The organism is Caballeronia sp. EK (assembly GCF_014384845.1).
Lineage (GTDB): Bacteria > Pseudomonadota > Gammaproteobacteria > Burkholderiales > Burkholderiaceae > Caballeronia > Caballeronia jiangsuensis.
On record NZ_JACSUE010000004.1, the window covers coordinates 355146 to 373853 of the forward strand.

General features: G+C 63.6%; 16 protein-coding genes. 7 read left to right on the forward strand and 9 right to left on the reverse strand.

What is annotated here, in order from left to right; genetic code table 11:
* Positions 1–50: 50 nt before the first annotated feature.
* Positions 51–1505 carry a sigma-54 interaction domain-containing protein gene (locus tag IAG25_RS13960; protein ID WP_187605377.1) on the reverse strand — a complete coding sequence of 485 codons (1455 nt, stop codon included), beginning with the start codon at positions 1503–1505 and terminating at the stop codon, positions 51–53.
* A 308-nt stretch (positions 1506–1813) separates the two neighbouring features.
* On the opposite strand from IAG25_RS13960, the gene IAG25_RS13965 reads away from it, so the two are divergent.
* Positions 1814–3214 (forward strand): GntP family permease, encoded by a 1401-nt coding sequence (locus tag IAG25_RS13965; protein ID WP_187605378.1) that lies wholly within the window; start codon positions 1814–1816, stop codon positions 3212–3214.
* A gap of 68 nt (positions 3215–3282) precedes the next feature.
* On the opposite strand, the gene fdhA is transcribed toward IAG25_RS13965, so the two are convergent.
* A complete protein-coding gene (gene fdhA / locus IAG25_RS13970) occupies positions 3283–4479 on the reverse strand; it encodes a formaldehyde dehydrogenase, glutathione-independent (protein ID WP_035502631.1) in 1197 nt (398 codons plus the stop codon).
* A gap of 237 nt (positions 4480–4716) precedes the next feature.
* Here fdhA and betI point away from each other — a divergent pair, with 237 nt between their 5' ends.
* The 3 genes from betI to betA are packed head-to-tail and all read left to right on the forward strand — an operon-like array spanning position 4717 to position 8527.
* On the forward strand, positions 4717–5304 hold the full coding sequence (gene betI, locus IAG25_RS13975; RefSeq protein ID WP_035502635.1) for a transcriptional regulator BetI: 588 nt from the start codon (positions 4717–4719) through the stop codon (positions 5302–5304).
* A 29-nt stretch (positions 5305–5333) separates the two neighbouring features.
* On the forward strand, positions 5334–6803 hold the full coding sequence (betB, locus tag IAG25_RS13980; RefSeq protein WP_187605379.1) for a betaine-aldehyde dehydrogenase: 1470 nt from the start codon (positions 5334–5336) through the stop codon (positions 6801–6803).
* Between the two features lie 11 nt (positions 6804–6814).
* Entirely contained in the window at positions 6815–8527 is a 1713-nt protein-coding gene (gene betA / locus IAG25_RS13985) for a choline dehydrogenase (RefSeq protein ID WP_187605380.1), read from the forward strand.
* A 90-nt stretch (positions 8528–8617) separates the two neighbouring features.
* Here the strand turns inward: betA and IAG25_RS13990 are convergent, their stop codons facing one another.
* The 7 genes from IAG25_RS13990 to IAG25_RS14020 are packed head-to-tail and all read right to left on the reverse strand — an operon-like array spanning position 8618 to position 15953.
* A complete protein-coding gene (locus IAG25_RS13990; protein ID WP_187605381.1) occupies positions 8618–8881 on the reverse strand; it encodes a hypothetical protein in 264 nt (87 codons plus the stop codon).
* Positions 8878–9315, reverse strand: coding sequence for a dihydroneopterin aldolase (locus IAG25_RS13995; RefSeq protein ID WP_187605382.1), 438 nt, complete (start codon positions 9313–9315; stop codon positions 8878–8880). Before IAG25_RS13995 ends, IAG25_RS13990 begins: the two co-directional genes overlap by 4 nt.
* Complete coding sequence (locus IAG25_RS14000) at positions 9312–9974, reverse strand: sarcosine oxidase subunit gamma (protein WP_187605383.1); 663 nt, start codon at positions 9972–9974, stop codon at positions 9312–9314. Before IAG25_RS14000 ends, IAG25_RS13995 begins: the two co-directional genes overlap by 4 nt.
* On the reverse strand, positions 9964–12966 hold the full coding sequence (locus IAG25_RS14005; protein ID WP_187605384.1) for a sarcosine oxidase subunit alpha family protein: 3003 nt from the start codon (positions 12964–12966) through the stop codon (positions 9964–9966). The genes IAG25_RS14000 and IAG25_RS14005 overlap by 11 nt, the downstream gene beginning before the upstream one ends.
* A complete protein-coding gene (locus IAG25_RS14010; protein ID WP_187605385.1) occupies positions 12963–13262 on the reverse strand; it encodes a sarcosine oxidase subunit delta in 300 nt (99 codons plus the stop codon). The genes IAG25_RS14005 and IAG25_RS14010 overlap by 4 nt, the downstream gene beginning before the upstream one ends.
* Positions 13263–13282: 20 nt before the next feature.
* Positions 13283–14527, reverse strand: coding sequence for a sarcosine oxidase subunit beta family protein (locus tag IAG25_RS14015; protein ID WP_035502665.1), 1245 nt, complete (start codon positions 14525–14527; stop codon positions 13283–13285).
* Positions 14528–14558: 31 nt separating this feature from the next.
* Positions 14559–15953: an L-serine ammonia-lyase gene (locus IAG25_RS14020; RefSeq protein WP_187605386.1), complete on the reverse strand. Its 1395-nt coding sequence runs from the start codon at positions 15951–15953 to the stop codon at positions 14559–14561.
* Positions 15954–16345: 392 nt separating this feature from the next.
* Between IAG25_RS14020 and IAG25_RS14025 the strand changes: the two genes are divergently transcribed.
* The 3 genes from IAG25_RS14025 (at position 16346) to IAG25_RS14035 (ending at position 18701) form a co-directional block, all read left to right on the forward strand.
* Positions 16346–16660: a hypothetical protein gene (locus tag IAG25_RS14025; protein WP_187605387.1), complete on the forward strand. Its 315-nt coding sequence runs from the start codon at positions 16346–16348 to the stop codon at positions 16658–16660.
* Between the two features lie 138 nt (positions 16661–16798).
* Positions 16799–17887, forward strand: a complete 1089-nt coding sequence (locus IAG25_RS14030; protein ID WP_187605388.1) for a GlxA family transcriptional regulator — start codon at positions 16799–16801, stop codon at positions 17885–17887.
* 49 nt (positions 17888–17936) lie between these two features.
* Entirely contained in the window at positions 17937–18701 is a 765-nt protein-coding gene (locus IAG25_RS14035; RefSeq protein ID WP_187605389.1) for a class II aldolase/adducin family protein, read from the forward strand.
* Positions 18702–18708: the final 7 nt, after the last annotated feature.

Here is an 18708-nt window from a genome sequence, read left to right on the forward strand (position 1 = left end):
GTATGCCACGCGAAGCTTTCGCGTCGATCTGGCGTGTTCGCAAAAATCCGTCAGACGGCGATCCCCAGCGCCGCGATTTTCTTGTACAACGTCGCCCGCCCAATGCCGATTTTCTCCGCCGCATCCGCGACGCGCCCGCCGCTCGCGCGCAACGCATCGGAGAGAAAACGCCGTTCGAAATCGGTCATGGCGTCCGCATAGGAGAGGCTCGGCGGATCGCCGTCTTCCTGCTCCGACGGCTCCGCCTGCGCCGCGATCGCAACCCGCCCCGCATCGATGAACGCGCTCAACGCACGAGCATCGATATGCTCGGTCTCCGAGAGCATCAGCGCTCGCTCCAGCGTGTTGCGCAACTCGCGGACATTGCCGGGCCAGGAATATGCCTCCAGCAGTTGCAGACCATCCTTGTGCAGCACGAAATGACCGCCGTGCCCCGGCCGTGTGTCGGCGGACAGGTCTTCGAGAATCGCGTAGGCGAGCGCCTCGATATCGCCCAGCCGGTCGCGCAACGGCGGCGCCTGAATAGTGAGCACGTTCAGGCGATAGAACAGGTCCGCGCGAAAGCGTCCCGCCGCGACGAGCGCGGAGAGATCAGCGGACGTCGCCGCGATGATGCGCACATCCGCGCGCACGATGCGATTCGAGCCGAGCGGCTCGAACTCCTTGTCCTGCAGCACGCGCAGAAGTTTTCCCTGCAAGGGCAGCGGCATGTCGCCGATTTCGTCGAGAAAGAGCGTGCCGCCGTCGGCCAGCTCGAACTTGCCGACGCGGCCCTTTCGCTCCGCGCCGGTGTACGCGCCCGCCGCCGCGCCGAAGAATTCGACTTCGAGCAGCGTGTCCGGAATGGCCGCTACGTTGACCGTCACGAGCGGCTTGCCGGCGCGCGTCGATGCCCCGTGGATCGAATGCGCGAGCAGTTCCTTGCCGGTGCCGGTTTCGCCCAGCAGGAGCACCGGAGAATCGACGAGCGCCGCGCGACGCGCCTGCCGCTTCACCTCGAGACTGACCGGACTCGTGCCGACGAAACTCGAAAACGTGTACTTCGCGCGCCGCGCCTGCGCGAGCGACTGGCGTGTCGCGATCAGTTCCTGCTGCACGCGCGAGTAGTGCGCGAAAAGCGGCGTGAGCGCCTTCATCTCGTCGAACAGCGCAAAGCCGATCGCGCCGATGATCACGCCCGCGTCGTCCTTGAGCGGCAGACGCGTGACGACGAGCGGCTCGCGGTCCGTTTCCAGCACGTCGAGCAGGATCGGCTTGCCTGTCGCGACGACTTCGCGCATCAGGCTGTTCGGAATCACGGTTTCGCAGTCGAGGCCGATCGCGTCGAGCGGATCGTCGAATCCGAAACGCGCGGCGTAGCGCTTGTTGATCCACACGACGCGCGCGTCCGCATCGACGATGAAAGTGCCTTCGCTCAAATTCTCGAAGGTCTTGAAAAGCGACTCCATCGCGCGGCGCATCACGTCGCTGTAGTCCAGGGGCACGTTAATCCAGTCGTTGCGCATGGCGCCCAAAGTCTCCGTTTTCTCTATATTGAGACAACTATCTCAATCAGGAGACTCGCCGGCAATCCGCATCTGTACTAGTCTTGACAAGTTGCGTGATCGCGCGTGGTGCCGAAGATGTCTCTATTTTGAGACATCTGGATGAAACGTTGCGATGGCATGCTCGTCCGATGCCCGCAGCGGCTTCGTTTCAACGCACTGGCACGAAACCTGCGTTCTGCCCGCGCGGTGCGTTACCGACGCGCCCGCAGCGCTTCCAGAAGAAGCGCGCACTATGCTTCAAAGAACAAACCACTCACGGAGACTCAATGTCGTTCATCATCGTGCTCGCCGCCCTGGCGTTCCTGATGCTCGCCGCCTACCGCGGCTACAGCGTCATTCTTTTCGCCCCGATCGCGGCGCTCGCTGCCGTCCTTCTCACCGATCCCGCCGCCGTCGCGCCCGTGTTCTCCGGCATCTTCATGGAGAAGATGGTCGGCTTCGTGAAGCTCTACTTTCCGGTGTTTCTGCTCGGCGCGGTGTTCGGCAAGGTCATCGAGTTGTCGGGCTTCTCCGAGTCGATCGTCGCCGCGGCGATTCGCTACATCGGCAAGTCGCGTGTGAATGCGGTGATCGTCGCGGTGTGCGCGCTGCTCACCTATGGCGGCGTATCGCTGTTCGTCGTCGTGTTCGCGGTGTATCCGTTCGCGGCGGAGATGTATCGCCAGAGCAATATTCCGAAGCGCCTGATGCCGGGCGCGATCGCGCTTGGCGCGTTCTCGTTCACGATGGATTCGCTGCCGGGCACGCCGCAGATCCAGAACATCATCCCGACGACGTTCTTCAAGACGACCGGCTGGGCCGCGCCGTGGCTCGGCGTGATCGGCTCGGTGTTCATCATCGTGGTGGGCCTGACGTTCCTCGAATGGCGCCGCCGCTCGGCGATGGCCAAGGGCGAAGGCTACGGCACGTCGCTCGTGAACGAGCCGGAGCGCGTGGAATCGACGTCGCTGCCGAATCCGTTGCTCGCGATTGCGCCGCTGATTCTCGTCGGCGTCGCGAATTTCGCGCTGACCAAGTGGATTCCGACGTGGTACGGCGCGAGCTATACCGTGCCGCCGGAAGTGCTGCCGGGCGTGCACGCGCCGGTTACCACGGCGGTCAAAACCGTTGTGGCGATCTGGGCGGTCGAAGGCGCGTTGTTGCTGGGTATCGTGCTCGTCTTGCTGACGGCCTTTTCGCGCGTGAAGGAGCGCTTCGCCGTGGGCACGCGGGCGGCCGTCGCGGGCGCGCTGCTCGCGGCGATGAACACGGCGTCGGAATACGGCTTCGGCGGCGTGATCGCCGCCTTGCCGGGCTTTCTCGTGGTCAGCGATGCGCTCAAAAGCATCCCGAATCCGCTCGTCAATGCGGCCATTTCCGTGAGCTCGCTCGCGGGCATCACCGGCTCGGCGTCGGGCGGCATGAGTATCGCGCTCGCCGCGATGTCCGATACGTTCATCGCCGGCGCGCAGGCCGCGCATATTCCGCTGGAAGTGCTTCATCGCGTGGTGGCGATGGCCTCGGGCGGCATGGATACGTTGCCGCACAACGGCGCGGTCATCACGCTGCTCGCGGTGACGGGGCTGACGCATCGGGAGTCGTATCGCGATATTTTCGCGGTGACGGTCATCAAGACGCTGGCCGTGTTCTTTGTTATCGCCGTCTACTACATGACGGGAATCGTTTGATGGGTCTTTTCTGAGACCTATGCAGACCGACGCCCCTGCGGCCGAAAAAACCGCAGGGGCAAATTACCTCAAGCCGCCTTCAGCAGCCCGTGCGGATCGATGACGAACTTCCGCGGCGCGCCGCCATCGAACTTGCGATAGCCATCCGGCGCTTCATCGAGCGACACCACCGTCACGTTGACGATATCCGCGATCGGCAGACGGTCCCACAGAATCGCCTGCATCAGATTGCGGTTGTACTTCATGACCGGCGTCTGCCCGGTATGGAACGAGTGCGACTTCGCCCAGCCGAGACCGAAGCGGATGCTCAGGCTGCCCTTCCTCGCGGCGGCATCGACGGCGCCCGGATCGTCGGTCACGTAGAGACCCGGAATGCCGATCGCGCCCGCCGCCTTCGTGATTTCCATCAGCGAATTGAGCACGGTCGCGGGCGCTTCGTGGCCGCTGTCGCTGCCGTGGCCGTGCGCCTCGAAGCCCACGCAATCGACCGCGCAGTCCACTTCCGGCTTGCCGAGTATCTGCTCGATCTGCTCGCCGAGCGTCGCGTCGTTCGACAGATTGATCGTCTCGAAGCCCATCGCGCGTGCGTGCGCGAGGCGCTCCTCGTTCATGTCGCCGACGATCGTGCACGCCGCGCCCAGAATGCGCGCCGACGCGGCCGCCGCCATCCCGACCGGACCCGCGCCCGCGATATACACCGTCGAGCCCGGCCCGACGCCCGCCATCACGGCGCCGTGATAACCCGTCGGAAGAATGTCGGAGAGGCAGGTGAGATCGCGAATCTTCGACATCGCCTGCGCCTTGTCGGGAAACTTCAGCAGATTGAAGTCCGCGTACGGCACCATAACGTATTCCGCCTGTCCGCCGATCCAGCCGCCCATGTCGACATAGCCGTACGCGCCGCCCGCCCGCGACGGATTCACGTTCAGGCACACGCCCGTGTGCTGCGCCTTGCAAGTCGGACAGCGGCCGCACGCGACATTGAACGGCACCGAAACGAGATCGCCGACCGATAGCGTTTCCACGTCGCGCCCGACTTCGATGACCTCGCCCGTGATCTCATGGCCGAGCACGAGACCGACCTGCGCGGTCGTGCGGCCGCGCACCATGTGCTGGTCCGAGCCGCAGATATTGGTGCTGACTACTTTCAGAATGACGCCGTGACCGATGTCGCGGCCGCGTGGATCGACCATTTTCGGATAGTCGATGGATTGCACTTCGACCTTGCCCTGCCCCAGATAAACGACGCCGCGATTGCTGCTCATTGATCGTCTCCATGTTTCGTGGACGGCACGCGCGATGAGCCCGCCGCACTTCATCGGGTCATCGCGCCCGTGCAACGAGGGTAGCGCTCTCGCACAGCCGCGACTGTCACTCAATGCGACGCGCGTTTGACTGAAACCGACATCGCGCCCCGAAAGCCTTTCGACCCGGTTTTTATTGATTGACCGTTCAAAATAAAAAAACTAGTATCGGCGCAAATCATCGATTACAGAACCGCCATGCCCAAGCTCGGAATGCGCGAAATCCGCCGCGCGCAACTCATCGACGCGACGCTGCACACCATCGATCAATCCGGGCTCGCGGGCGCGACGCTCGCCTCGGTTGCGCAGCGCGCGAGCACGTCGACGGGCATCGTCAGTCACTATTTCGGCGACAAGGACGGCCTGCTCGAAGCCACGATGCGTCATGTGCTGCGCTCGCTGTGGCAGGGCACGTCGCGCCGGCGCAAGGCCGCGAAGCCCGATCCGCGCTCGAAGCTGCGCGCGGTCGTCGCGGCGAACTTCGATGTCGAACAGGTCAACGGACCGGTCATGAAAACCTGGCTCGCGTTCTGGTCGGAGAGCATGCACAAGCCGGAATTGCGGCGATTGCAACGCGTGAACACGCGGCGTCTGAACTCGAACCTGTGCGCGGATTTCGCGCGAGCATTGACGAAGCCGGCCGCGCGCCGCGCCGCGAGCGGCCTCGCCGCGTTGATCGACGGCCTGTGGCTGCGCGGCGCGCTCGCGGGCGAACCATTCGATACGAAGGGCGCGCTGCGACTCGCCTACGACTACATCGACCTCGTGCTGGAAGCGCGCGGCTGATCACCCACATTCAAGGAAAGGAGCGCGACATGTCCGCATTCGGAGAGCAACGGCTTTATATCGGCGGCGAATACGTCGATGCGACGAGCGGCGAAACCTTCGACACGCTTGATCCCGCAACGGGCGAAACGCTCGCGCGCGTGCAGCAGGCGTCGGAGGCGGATATCGATCGCGCGGTGCGATCGGCGCGCGAGGGCCAGCGCGAATGGGCTGCGATGACCGCGATGCAGCGCTCGCGCATCCTGCGCCGCGCGGTCGACCTGCTTCGCGCGCGCAACGATGAACTCGCCGCGATCGAAACGCGCGATACCGGCAAGCCGATCGCGGAGACGCGCGCCGTCGATATCGTCACGGGCGCGGATGTCATCGAGTACTACGCGGGGCTCGCGACGGCCATCGAAGGCGAGCAGATCCCGCTGCGCGAATCGTCGTTCGTCTATACGCGGCGCGAACCGCTCGGCGTGTGCGCGGGCATCGGCGCGTGGAATTACCCGATTCAGATCGCATGCTGGAAGTCCGCGCCGGCGCTCGCCGCGGGCAACGCGATGATCTTCAAGCCGAGCGAAGTCACGCCGTTGACCGCGCTGAAGCTCGCCGAGATCTACACCGAAGCGGGCGTGCCCGCGGGCGTCTTCAATGTCGTGCAGGGCGATGGCCGCGTCGGCGCGATGCTCGCCGAACATGCCGGCATCGAGAAGATTTCGTTCACAGGCGGCGTCGAGACGGGAAAGAAAGTGATGGCGCGCGCGGGCGGTTCGACGCTCAAGGAAGTGACGATGGAGCTCGGCGGCAAGTCGCCGCTCATCGTTTTCGACGACGCGAATCTCGAACGCGCCGCCGATATCGCGATGAGCGCGAACTTCTTCAGCTCGGGACAGGTGTGCACGAACGGCACGCGCGTGTTCGTGGAGCGCGGCGTCATTGACAGGTTCGAAGCGCTGGTTCTGGAGCGCGTGAAGCGCATTCGCATCGGCGCACCTGATGATCTCAACACGAACTTCGGGCCGCTCGTGAGCGCGGCGCAATTGCAGAAGGTGCTCGGCTTCATCGAGAGCGGCAAGCGCGAAGGCGCACGGCTCGTCGCGGGCGGCGCACGCATGACCGATGGCCCGTTTGCGCGCGGCCAGTATGTCGAGCCGACCGTGTTCGCCGATTGCCGCGACGACATGCGCATCGTGCGCGAGGAAATCTTCGGCCCCGTGATGAGCATTCTTGCGTTCGATGACGAAGACGAAGTCATCGCGCGCGCCAACGATACGGACTACGGTCTTGCGGCGGGCGTCGTGACGGAGAACCTGTCGCGTGCGCATCGCGTGATTCATCGGCTCGAAGCGGGTATTTGCTGGATCAATACGTGGGGCGAATCGCCGGCGGAAATGCCCGTGGGCGGCTACAAGCAATCGGGCATCGGTCGCGAGAACGGCATCGTCGCGTTGCATGCCTATACGCGCATCAAGTCCGTGCAGGTCGAGCTCGGCCCTTATCAGCCCGTGTTTTAAGGAGTATTGCGATGAGCGCGAACGAATACGACTACATCATCGTCGGCGCGGGATCGGCGGGCAACGTGCTCGCATCGCGTCTCACCGAAGACGAGGATGTGACCGTGCTGCTGCTCGAAGCGGGCGGGCCGGACTATCGCTTCGACTTCCGCACGCAAATGCCTGCGGCGCTGGCTTATCCGCTTCAGGGACGGCGCTATAACTGGGCGTATGAAACCGAGCCCGAGCCGCATATGAACAACCGTCGCATGGAATGCGGGCGCGGCAAGGGGCTGGGCGGATCGTCGCTGATCAATGGCATGTGCTATATCCGCGGCAATGCGCTCGACTACGACAACTGGGCGTCGATGCCGGGGCTCGATGACTGGAGCTATCTCGACTGTCTTCCGTATTTCCGGAAAGCGGAGACGCGCGATATCGGCCCGAATGCGTATCACGGCGGCGATGGTCCCGTGCATGTGACGACGAGCAAGCCCGGCAACAATCCGCTATTCGCCGCGATGGTCGAGGCCGGCGTGCAGGCCGGTTATCCGCGCACCGAAGATCTGAACGGTTATCAGCAGGAAGGCTTCGGCCCGATGGATCGCACCGTGACCGCGAACGGACGGCGTGCGAGCACGGCGCGCGGGTATCTGGATCGCGCGAAGCATCGCGGCAATCTCACGATCGTCACGCATGCAACGACTGACCGCGTGCTGTTCTCGGGCAAGCGTGCGATCGGCGTCGCGTATCTGCATGGCGGGCAGCGCGTCACGGCGCATGTGCGGCGCGAGGTGTTCGTGTGCAGCGGTGCGATCGCTTCGCCGCAGTTGCTGCAGCGTTCGGGCGTCGGGCGAGCGGACTGGCTGAAGGAACTTGAGATTCCGGTGGTGCACGATCTGCCGGGTGTCGGTGAGAACTTACAGGATCATCTGGAGATGTACATGCAATACGAATGCAAGGAGCCTGTGTCCTTGTATCCGGCGTTGCAGTGGTGGAATCAGCCGGGGATCGGGCTCGAGTGGATGCTGAACGGTACGGGCATCGGCGCGAGCAATCAATTCGAAGCGGGCGGCTTCATCCGCACGCGCGACGATGATCTCTGGCCCAACATCCAGTATCACTTTCTACCGGTGGCGATCAACTACAACGGCTCGAACCCGATCAGGATGCACGGGTTCCAGGCGCATGTCGGATCGATGCGCTCGCCGAGTCGCGGACACGTGAAGCTCAAGTCGCGCGATCCGAATGCGCATCCCGCCATCCTTTTCAACTATATGGCCGATCCGCTCGACTGGCGCGAGTTCCGCGACGCGATTCGCATCACGCGGGAGATCATGCATCAGCCTGCGCTTGGGCGGTATCGCGGTCGCGAGCTTCATCCTTCAGATGATCTGAAAAGCGATACGGAACTCGATGCGTTCGTGAGAGCGAAGGCGGAGACGGCTTTTCATCCTTCGTGTTCGTGCAAGATGGGTTATGACGATATGGCTGTCGTCGATGGGGAAGGACGCGTGCATGGGATGGAAGGACTGCGCGTCGTCGATGCTTCGATCATGCCGCAGATCACGACGGGGAATCTCAATGCGCCGACGATCATGTTGGCGGAGAAGATCGCGGATCGGGTTCGGGGTTTGCAGGCGTTGGGGCGGGTTGATACGCCGTACTTCGTGGCGGAGGGGAAACGCGCGCGGAAGGAGTCGGTGGCGCGCGTCACGCGAGAGTTCGGAGAGGTGAAGGGTTAAGAGCGCACGCTGCGATCAAAAAAAGGCCGCGCAAGCGCGGCCTCGAATCGCCCTACCTCATACCCCTTCGGAATCCATATCCAACGGATGTCACGCATCGAACCGCGCTCGCGCCGCCGCCGCGATCTGCATCAATACTTCCACACTCAACCGCGACGCAATCACCTTCACATACTCATGATGCCGCGCTTCGAGCGGCGCATCGAGATACTGCGCGTGCAGATAGCGAATCAGCGCAATCCGCCGATGCTTCAGCGCAATACTCCGATCGAGCAACGCGAGCGCAGCATCCGCGTCATGCCTCTTGCACGCACGCTCGGAAAGTCGCGCGGCGGCATCGCGCGACGCATTCATCGCACTAGCATCTGATGCGCGGAAGCGCTCAACCGCCACGCTTCGAAATCCGCACGACGCCAGTCGAGTTCGAGCGCGAGCCGCTTCGTGCCTTCGCGAATCTTCGGCTTGTGCAGCACGAGCGTGAGCGCATCCAGCGCGGGCCATTCCTCGAACGAAAGCGCCGCGATCTCGACCGCGAGCGTCTCCAGCAAACGCGTATGCCCCTTCGTTTCAAGAAACGCACTCACGCGATTGCACCACGCTTCGTAATCGATCAGACCATCGTCCGATTCATGCGGCATGCCGCGATACCTCAGGCTCGCATCGATGCACACGGGCTGCGGCCCTTCATGTTCATGCTCGTACAAGCCGACGCGCGTTTTCACGATCAACTCATCGACGATCACGCGCCAGCCCTGCCCACCTGCTTCGAGCGGTTCGAACGGCTTCATGAGAGCAGCGGCTCGGCGGCGTCGAGCATCATCTTCACGAAGTAATCGGCGAAGCTGCGGCGCACGATCATCTCGAAGCGATCGCCGCCGAGCGGCACGAGCGTCAAAGATGCCTTGAAATAATGGCTCTGTGCGCACTGCCCCTCACCAAACATCTTCGGATGCAGATCGAGCGGACAGCCGCGCGAGAGCACTTCACGCGTCTTCGGACCATCGATGTCGAGCACCGTATAGCCGCTGCCGATATCCACCGCCGCCGAGAACTGACCGACGAACGCGTCGCGCAGCGTCGCTTCGAGCGGCGCGGGACGCGATGCGTCGTGCGCCGTATCCGAATGCACGAGCCATTCATCGGGGCCGAGCCACAGCATCGTGTAGCCGTTGCCGCGCGCGATGGTGTTCGCCTTCTCGGGCGGCGTGCAGCCGATCACGTTCTGCACCGCCTTGACGAACGCAGGATCACGCGTGTCGCCACGCACGTTCACGAGTTCGAGGAACGGCCGCTCCGTCAGACGAAACTTTTTCGGCGAGCCGCTCTGATGCGATTTCATCAACGCATCGGCGCCGACGAGCGGGGACTCCTGCCACGTGCCGCTCAGAGCCTGTCCGCTGATTGCGCGATCGACGACCGTCGAGGAACCTTTGATCTCATTCAACATGCTGACGTGCTCCTTCGCTGTCGTAGAACACCGAACTGGTGATTTTTGCGTTGATGCGCTTGCCGTTCGCGAGCGGAATCATGACCGATTCGCCGACCTTCTCGAGGCCGCCCTTCACGACGGCCAATGCAATCGAACGCTTCAAAATAGGGCTGTAATAGCTCGACGTGACGTGACCGAGCATCGGCGCGGTGTCGCCCTGGAACGGACCCGCGACGATCTGCGCGCCTTCCGGGAGCACGAACGAAGGATCATCGGTCAGAAGGCCGACGAACTGCTTGCGCCCGGCCTTCGCCGTGTCCGAACGCGTCAGCGAACGCTTGCCGATGAAGTCCTTCGACTTCGCGACCAGCCCGCCCATGCCGAGGTCGTAAGGCGTCATCGAACCGTCCGTATCCTGACCGACGATGATGTAGCCCTTCTCCGCGCGCAGCACGTGCATCGTTTCCGTGCCGTACGGCGTGATGTCGAACTCCGCGCCCGCCAGCATGAGCGCTTCCCACACCGCGCGTCCGACGTTGGCCGGCACGTTCACTTCGTACGCGAGCTCGCCCGAGAAGCTGATGCGCATCACGCGCGCCGCTGCGCCCGCCACCGTGCCGTCGCGATAGCTCATGAACGGGAACGATGCGTTCGCGAAGTCGATGTCGTGGCACACCTTCTGCAGAACCTTACGGCTATTCGGGCCGACGACCGCAAAAGTTGCCCAGTGATCCGTCACCGATGCGAGACGCACGCGCATGTCGGGCCATTCGGTCTGCAGCCAGCGCTCGAGCCACGTCAAAACGCGCGCCGCGCCGCCGGTGGTCGTCGTCATCATGTAGTGCTGTTCGCCGAGGCGCACCGTCACGCCATCGTCGAAGATCATGCCGTTCTCGTCGAGCATCAGGCCGTAGCGGCACTTGCCGACTTCGAGCTTGCTCCACGGATTCGTGTACATCCAGTTCAGGAGCTTCGCGGAATCCGGGCCCTGGATGTCGATCTTGCCGAGCGTCGATGCATCGAGAATGCCGACGCTCTGACGCACCGCGAGCGATTCACGCGCGACCGCCGCGTGCATGTCCTCACCGGCTTTCGGGTAATACCACGGACGCTTCCAGTTGCCGACGTCCTCGAACATCGCGCCGTTCTCGACGTGCCATTCGTGAATCGCGGTCTTGCGCACCGGATCGAGAAACTCGCCGAGCTCGCGGCCCGCGAACGTGCCGAAGGTGACAGGCGTGTAGTTCGGGCGGAACGTCGTCGTGCCGGTCTCGGGAATGGTCTTGCCGAGTGCCTGCGCGAGAATCGCCATGCCGTTGATGTTGCCGAGCTTGCCCTGATCGGTGCCGAAGCCCATCGCCGTATAGCGCTTCACGTGCTCGACGGATTCGAAGCCTTCACGCGCCGCCAGATAGATGTCCGCCGCGGACACGTCGTTCTGGAAGTCGACGAACTGCTTCGGGCCGCGCGTCGACATGTCCCGGTTGCCGACGATCCACAGCGGCATCATCGGCGCTTCGACGATTTCAGCGACCTGCACGGGATTCGGCTTCACGACGATATGACCCGCCGCACGCGCCGCTTCCGCCCCGGCATCGCCGCCGAAGCGGATGCCGCGCGCCAGCGAGAACTCACCCGCGCATGCGCCGACGCTGCTTTCCAGTTGCATCGCCTTGCCCGGCACGAAGCACGCCTTCTCGTCGTGCCAGTGCGCCTTGCCGCCCGATTGCGCGAAGAGGTGCAGCACCGGGCTCCAGCCGCCCGACATCGCGACGAGGTCGCATTGCAGATCGGTCTGCTTCGGGCCGACCTCGCCCTTCGCATACGAAGCCACTTCCACCGACGCCACGCGCAGCTTGCCGCGCGCAACGGTGATCACCGCGTTGTTCAGCACGCGCACGCCGTAGCGGCGGGCCGCTGCGGGCAAGGCGCCTTTCGATTCGGCCGGACGCGGATCGACGACGGTCACCTCGGCGCCTGCCGCCTTCAGATCGAGCGCGCATTGATAGGCGTCGTCGTTGTTCGTGAAGACGACGGCCTGACGGCCCGGCAGCACCGCATAGCGATGCAGGTACGTCGACACCGCGGAGGCCAGCATCACGCCCGGCAGATCGTTGTTGCCGAAGACGATGGGACGCTCGTGCGCGCCCGTCGCGAGCACCACGCGCTTCGCGCGCACCTTCCACATCAGTTCGCGCGTGCCCTTGCGCCGTGAAACGGGCAGATGGTCAGTCAGGCGCTGCGTGATCGTGACGAGGTTGTGATCCTGATAACCGAACGCCGTGCTGCGCGAAAGAATCTTCACGTCAGGCATCTTGCGCAGTTCGGCTTCGAGCTTCTGCACCCATTGCAGCGCGGGCTTGCCGTCGATCTCCGCGCGGCACGACAACAGCGAGCCGCCGAGTTCGCGCTGATCGTCGACCAGAATCACGCGCGCGCCCGACAGACCCGCCGCATGCGCCGCCGCGAGACCCGAAGGGCCGCCGCCGACCACGAGCACATCGCAGTGCGCGAAGCACTTGTCGTAGCGATCGGCATCGAGATGCTTCGGCGCTTCGCCGAGGCCCGCCGCATCGCGGATCACTTCTTCGTACTTCGGCCAGAACTTGCGCGGCCACATGAACGTCTTGTAGTAGAAGCCCGCGGGAATGAAGCGCGCAATCTTCTGATTGACCGCCATGCGGTCGTTCTCGATGTTCGGCTTCGCGTTCACGCTCGCGGCGACCAGACCCTGGTACAGCTCGACTTCCGTGGCGCGGGCATTCGGCACCGTGTACGCGCCGGTTTCAAGCTGCACGATTGCATTCGGTTCTTCCACGCCCGCGGTGATGATCCCGCGCGGACGGTGATATTTCCAGCTCCGCGCGACGAAGCGCTCGCCGTTCGCGAGCAACGCAGACGCGAGCGTATCGCCTTCAAAACCGTGATAAGTCTTGCCGTTGAACGTGAAGGTCACGGGGATCGCGCGATTGATGCGCCCGCCCATGCCGAGTCGGTCTTTCTGGCTCATTTCGACGTGCCTCCGTTGTCTTGCATCACAGCCAGCGGACGGTCGAACGTCTCGTAGCCCTGGATTTCATAACTCACCGTATCGCGCTGCGCCCTGAACCAGCGCCGGCAGCCCTGCGCATGCATCCATTGCTCGCGATGCACGCCGCGCGGATTCTTGCGCATGAAAAGGTAGTCGCCCCATTCCTTGTCGGTGAGATTTTCCGTGTCGAGCGGACGCGCGATATCCGCTTCGCCGCCGCAGGAGAATTCGGTTTCGGCGCGCGGCCCGCACCAGGGGCATTCGATCAGCAACATGTTTCTTTTCCTCGATGCGGTTAGTGAGCCACGGCAGCCGCGCCGTGTTCGTCGATCAGATGGCCGGTATAGAAGCGATCCAGCGAGAACGGCGCGTTCAACGCATGCGGCTCGTCCTTCGCGATCGTGTGCGCATAGGCCCAGCCCGAGCCCGGCGTCGCCTTGAAGCCGCCCGTGCCCCAGCCGCAGTTGAAGTAGAGTCCCTTCACGTCGGTCTTGGAGATGATCGGGCATGCATCCGGCGAGACATCGACGATGCCGCCCCACTGGCGATTCATGCGCACGCGCGAGAACACCGGGAACATCTCGACGATCGCTTCCAGCGTACCTTCGATGATGTGGAAGCTGCCGCGCTGTCCATAGCCCGCGTACTGGTCGACGCCCGCGCCGATCACGAGATCGCCCTTGTCGGACTGGCTGATGTACGCGTGCACCGCGTTCGACATGATCACCGTGTTCACGACCGGCTTGATCGGCTCGGAAACGAGCGCCTGAAGCGGATGACTCTCGATCGGCAGACGCACGCCGGCCATGTCGGCGAGCGTCGTCGTGCTGCCGGCCGTGACGACCGCGACCTTCTTCGCCTTGATGAAGCCCTTCGTCGTATCGACACCCGTCACCTGGCTTCCATCGCGGCGAATGCCGACGACCTGGCAGTTCTGAATGATGTCGACGCCCGCGCGGTCCGCGCCGCGCGCGAAGCCCCAGGCCACCGCATCGTGACGCGCGACGCCGCCGCGCCGCTGAATCGACGCGCCCAGCACCGGATAGCGGCTGTTGAGGTTGATCGTCGGCTCGATTTCCTTGATCTGCTGCGGCGTGAGGAACTCGGCATCGACGCCGTTCAGGCGGTTCGCGTTCACGCGGCGTTCCGTATCGCGCACGTCCTGCAGCGTGTGCGCGAGGTTCATCACGCCGCGCTGCGAGAACATCACGTTGTAGTTGAGATCTTGCGAGAGGCCTTCCCACAGCTTCATCGCTTTCTCGTACAGCGCGGCCGATTCGTCCCACAGATAGTTCGAGCGCACGATGGTCGTATTGCGCGCGGTATTGCCGCCGCCGATCCATCCCTTCTCGAGAATCGCGACGTTCGTGATGCCGTGCTCTTTCGCGAGGTAATACGCGGTCGCGAGACCATGACCGCCGCCGCCGACGATCACCACGTCGTACTCGCGCTTCGGCTCGGGACTTCGCCACTGGCGCTCCCAGTTCTCGTGATACGACATGCCGTTGCGCAAGAGGCTGAAGATGGAATAGCGGCTCATGGTGTTTCTCTTCCTTCGTGGGGTCCTGAATTCAGCATTCGATGACGTTGACGGCGAGGCCACCGCGCGACGTCTCCTTGTATTTCGTCTTCATGTCGGCGCCGGTTTCGCGCATCGTCTTGATGACCGAATCGAGCGACACGTAGTGCGTGCCGTCGCCTTTCATCGCCATGCGCGCGGCGTTGATCGCCTTGATCGCGCCCATCGCGTTGCGCTCGATGCACGGAATCTGCACAAGGCCGCCGACGGGATCGCAGGTCATGCCGAGGTTATGTTCCATGCCGATTTCCGCGGCGTTTTCCACTTGCGCGGGCGTGCCGTTCATCACGGCGGCGAGCGCGGCCGCGGCCATCGAGCATGCGACGCCGACTTCGCCCTGACAGCCGACTTCCGCGCCGGAGATCGAAGCCGTTTCCTTGTAGATGATGCCGATGGCGGCCGCGGTGAGCAGGAAGCGCACGATGCCGTCGTCGTTCGAGCCGTGCATGAACTTCACGTAGTAGTGCAGCACGGCGGGAATCACGCCGGCCGCGCCATTGGTCGGCGCGGTGACGACGCGGCCGCCCGCCGCGTTTTCTTCGTTGACGGCCATTGCATAGAGATTGACCCAGTCGAGCATCGACAACGGATCGCGTAGCGACTCTTCGGAACGCGACCGCAGCGAAGCGGAGAGATCGGCTGCGCGGCGCTTCACATGCATCGGGCCGGGCAATTCGCCGCGCTCCTTGCAGCCGCGCTCGACGCACGCGGCCATCACGCGCCACACGGCGAGCAGGCCTTCGCGCACTTCGGCTTCGGTGCGATTCGCGCATTCGTTCTGCATCGTCACTTCGGCAATAGACAGACCTGTCTCCCGGCACACGCGCATCAGATCGTCGCCGGTGCGAAACGGATGCGGCACCGTGTTGGCCGCGCGCAGACCGTTCACGCGATCGCCTTCGCGATTCACGACGAAGCCGCCGCCGACCGAGTAATACTCTTTCTCGACGAGCAACTGGCCGTTCTCGTCGAACGCCTGAAAGCGCATGCCGTTCGGATGCACGATGCTCGACCCCGGCGCGCCCGGCATCAGCTTGCGATAGAAACCGATGTGCTCGCGTTCCTCGAACACGACTTCATGCTTGCCGAGCAGCTTCAGGCGCTTCGTCGCGCGGATGTCGGCGAGGCGCGGCGCGATCATGTCGGGATCGATCAGGTCGGGCAGATTGCCTTCGAGACCGAGCAGCACGGCCTTGTCGGTGCCGTGGCCCTTGCCGGTCGCACCGAGCGAGCCGAACAGCTCGGCGCGCACGCGCGTGACGAAGGCGAGCAGATTGGCGTCCTCGATATGCGACGCGAAACGGCACGCCGCGATCATCGGCCCGACGGTATGCGAGCTTGACGGTCCGATGCCGATCTTGAACAGATCGAAGACGCTGACATTCATGGGTTTGTCCCTGGTTGGCGTTGCGCACGAGCGCGACCGTGGTTTCGGTATGGCGCTCATTGCACCAAACCCTGAAGAGACCCGATAGAACAAAAGCGCCATCGAAATGGGACCGCGGCGTCAGGGCTCGATTCGCCGCAATCCGGGCGATGTTTTCGCGACGATTTCGCGGGCGTTCGCTGCTTCGCGACACCTATCAATGCCGGTCCTGCTAACAGAGCATTTCGCGTCTGGCGCGTTTTTGCGCATCTTCGTTGCACTTTCCGCTTTTTTGAGACTGATCCGAATCGTCGCGCGAACGCTCATCGGTATATTCCCCAAGTTCCCGGATGAGCCGCGCCAGGCGGCTTCACTCCACGTTCCGCCTTCTCTCGCTTCTTTGGTTTGCATCGATGGAAACTCACGCCTTACCCGATCAGTTCTTCAAATCCTGGGCTTTCGCATTCGTCGTCGGCGTGGCTGTCGTCGGCACGCTCGAGGCACTCGATCTCCTTACCGCCGATCGCTTGCTCGCGCGTGAGGCGCCCGTCTGGGCCGCGCTGACGCTGCTCTGCTCGATCGATCCCGTGCTGCGCTACTTCGGCGTGTTGCAGGCCGAAGTCGAGCAGCGCTGGGGCGATTACGCGGTCGCGAGCGTGCTCGGCCGCTCGACCGGCGCGCTCGTCGGCTGCATCTTTGCGTGGGGGTTCGCCGTGCTCGGCGGCTGAAGCGCCTCCGCTTTTATCCGTTCGCAATCACGCGGCCGCCGTCTCACGACGCCGGCTGCGTTCTCTTTCTGACACGCGCCCGAGGCTCACGGGCGAGTGTTATGCTCGCTGGATAACGTCCAGCCGCATGTCTCCCGCATGAATGCCGCAGAGCCTCTCCCGCCGTCTTCCGTCGACGGTCAATCGAAATCGCGTATCCGCTTCGGCATCATCCTGTTGCCGAACTTCACGCTGACCGCGTTCGCCGGTTTCGTCGATCTGTTGCGTCTGTCCGCCGACGAAGGCGATTTCAGCCGTCCGGTGCGCTGCTCATGGAGCGTGATCGGCGAAACGCTCGCGCCGGTGCGCGCAAGCTGCGGCATTCAGATCACGCCGTGGGAAACCTACGATCAGGCCGAGCCGTTCGACTACGTCGTGGTGGTCGGCGGCCTGCTGCATTCCGGCCCCGCCACCAGCGACGCGACGCTGCAGTTCATCCGTCGCGCGGCCTCCGCGAACGCGACGATGGTCGGCATGTGCACGGGCGTGTTTTCGCTGATGCGCGCGGGCGTGCTCGAAGGGCATCGCATCTGCGTGAGCTGGTTTCACTACTGGGACTTCATCGAGCGATTCCCGCACGCCGACGAGAAATCGCTCGTCGCGGACCGCCTGTTCGTGATCGACAGAAGGCGCATCACGTGTTCGGGCGGGCGTGCATCGATCGATGTCGCCGCCGCCATTCTTCTGCGTCACTTCGAAACGGCGACGGTGCAAAAGGCGCTCCGCATCCTGCTCGTCGATGACATGCAGAAGGGCAATGCGCCGCAGCCGCATCCGCCGGGCCTCGCGCCCGCGACGCATCCGAAGGTGAAACGTGCGATCCTGCTGATGGAGCAGCACGTCGGGCGCTCGCTCACGCTCGATGAACTCGCGCACAAGCTGGATCTGTCGACGCGGCAACTCGAACGCCTCTTCAAGGCGGAGACGGGTAAAGCGCCGCAGGCGTACGCGAAGCAGGTGCGGCTGCGCACGGCGGCGTGGCTTCTGACGAGCTCGGACAAGACGGTGGCGGATATCGCATCGAGCTGCGGCTTCTCCGATGCATCGCATCTCGGCCGCGAGTTCCGCAAGCAATTCGGCCTGCCGCCGATGATGTATCGCGAGCAGGGCGGCGCGCCGGATGCGCAGGAAGCCGCTCAGGCAATGGACTACGACGAGACTTTCCCGGGCCGCGCCCAGGCGATCTAGCAGGATCTGTTCACGTTTTCCGCGGCTCATCAATCCAAGGAGGAACGGCATGGAGACTCACGGATATTCGCAGGAAGAATGGAAGGTGCGTTGCGAACTGGCGGCGCTTTATCGCGTGATCGGGCACTTCCGCTGGACCGACATGATCTTCACGCACATCAGCGCGCGCGTGCCGGGACCGGATCATCACTTCCTGATCAACCGCTATGGCGTGCTGTTCGACGAGATGCGCGCATCGGATCTGGTGCGCATCGACAGCGAGGGACGTCCGGTCGAAGCGGGCGCAAGCGATGATCCCGGGCGCTATCGCGTGAATCCGGCGGGCTTCACGATTCATTCCGCCGTTCATATGGCGCGACCCGATGTGTTTTGCGTCGTCCATACGCATACGGCGGCGGGCGCGGCGGTGTCGGCGCAGAAGCAGGGCCTGCTGCCGATCAGTCAGCACGCGTTGAAGTACTACGGGCACATCGCGTATCACGATTACGAAGGGATCGCGCTGGATCTCGCGGAGCGGGATCGGCTCGTCAACGATCTCGGATCGCATAACGCGATGATCCTGAAAAATCACGGCTTGCTGACCTGCGGGAAGTCGATTGCGGAGGCGTTTCAGGAGATGTATTTCCTTGAAAGAGCCTGCGAGATTCAGATTCGCGCGCTGGCGGGCAATGCGGAACTGAATCTGCCGTCGCAGAAGGTTTGCGAGGTGACGGCGGAGCAATATCGGCGGGACGAGTCCGACGGGATCATGGCGCTGCAATGGGAAGCGGCGTTGAGGATGATCGAAGGCGCGAAGCCCGATTACCGGAGCTGACGCACCC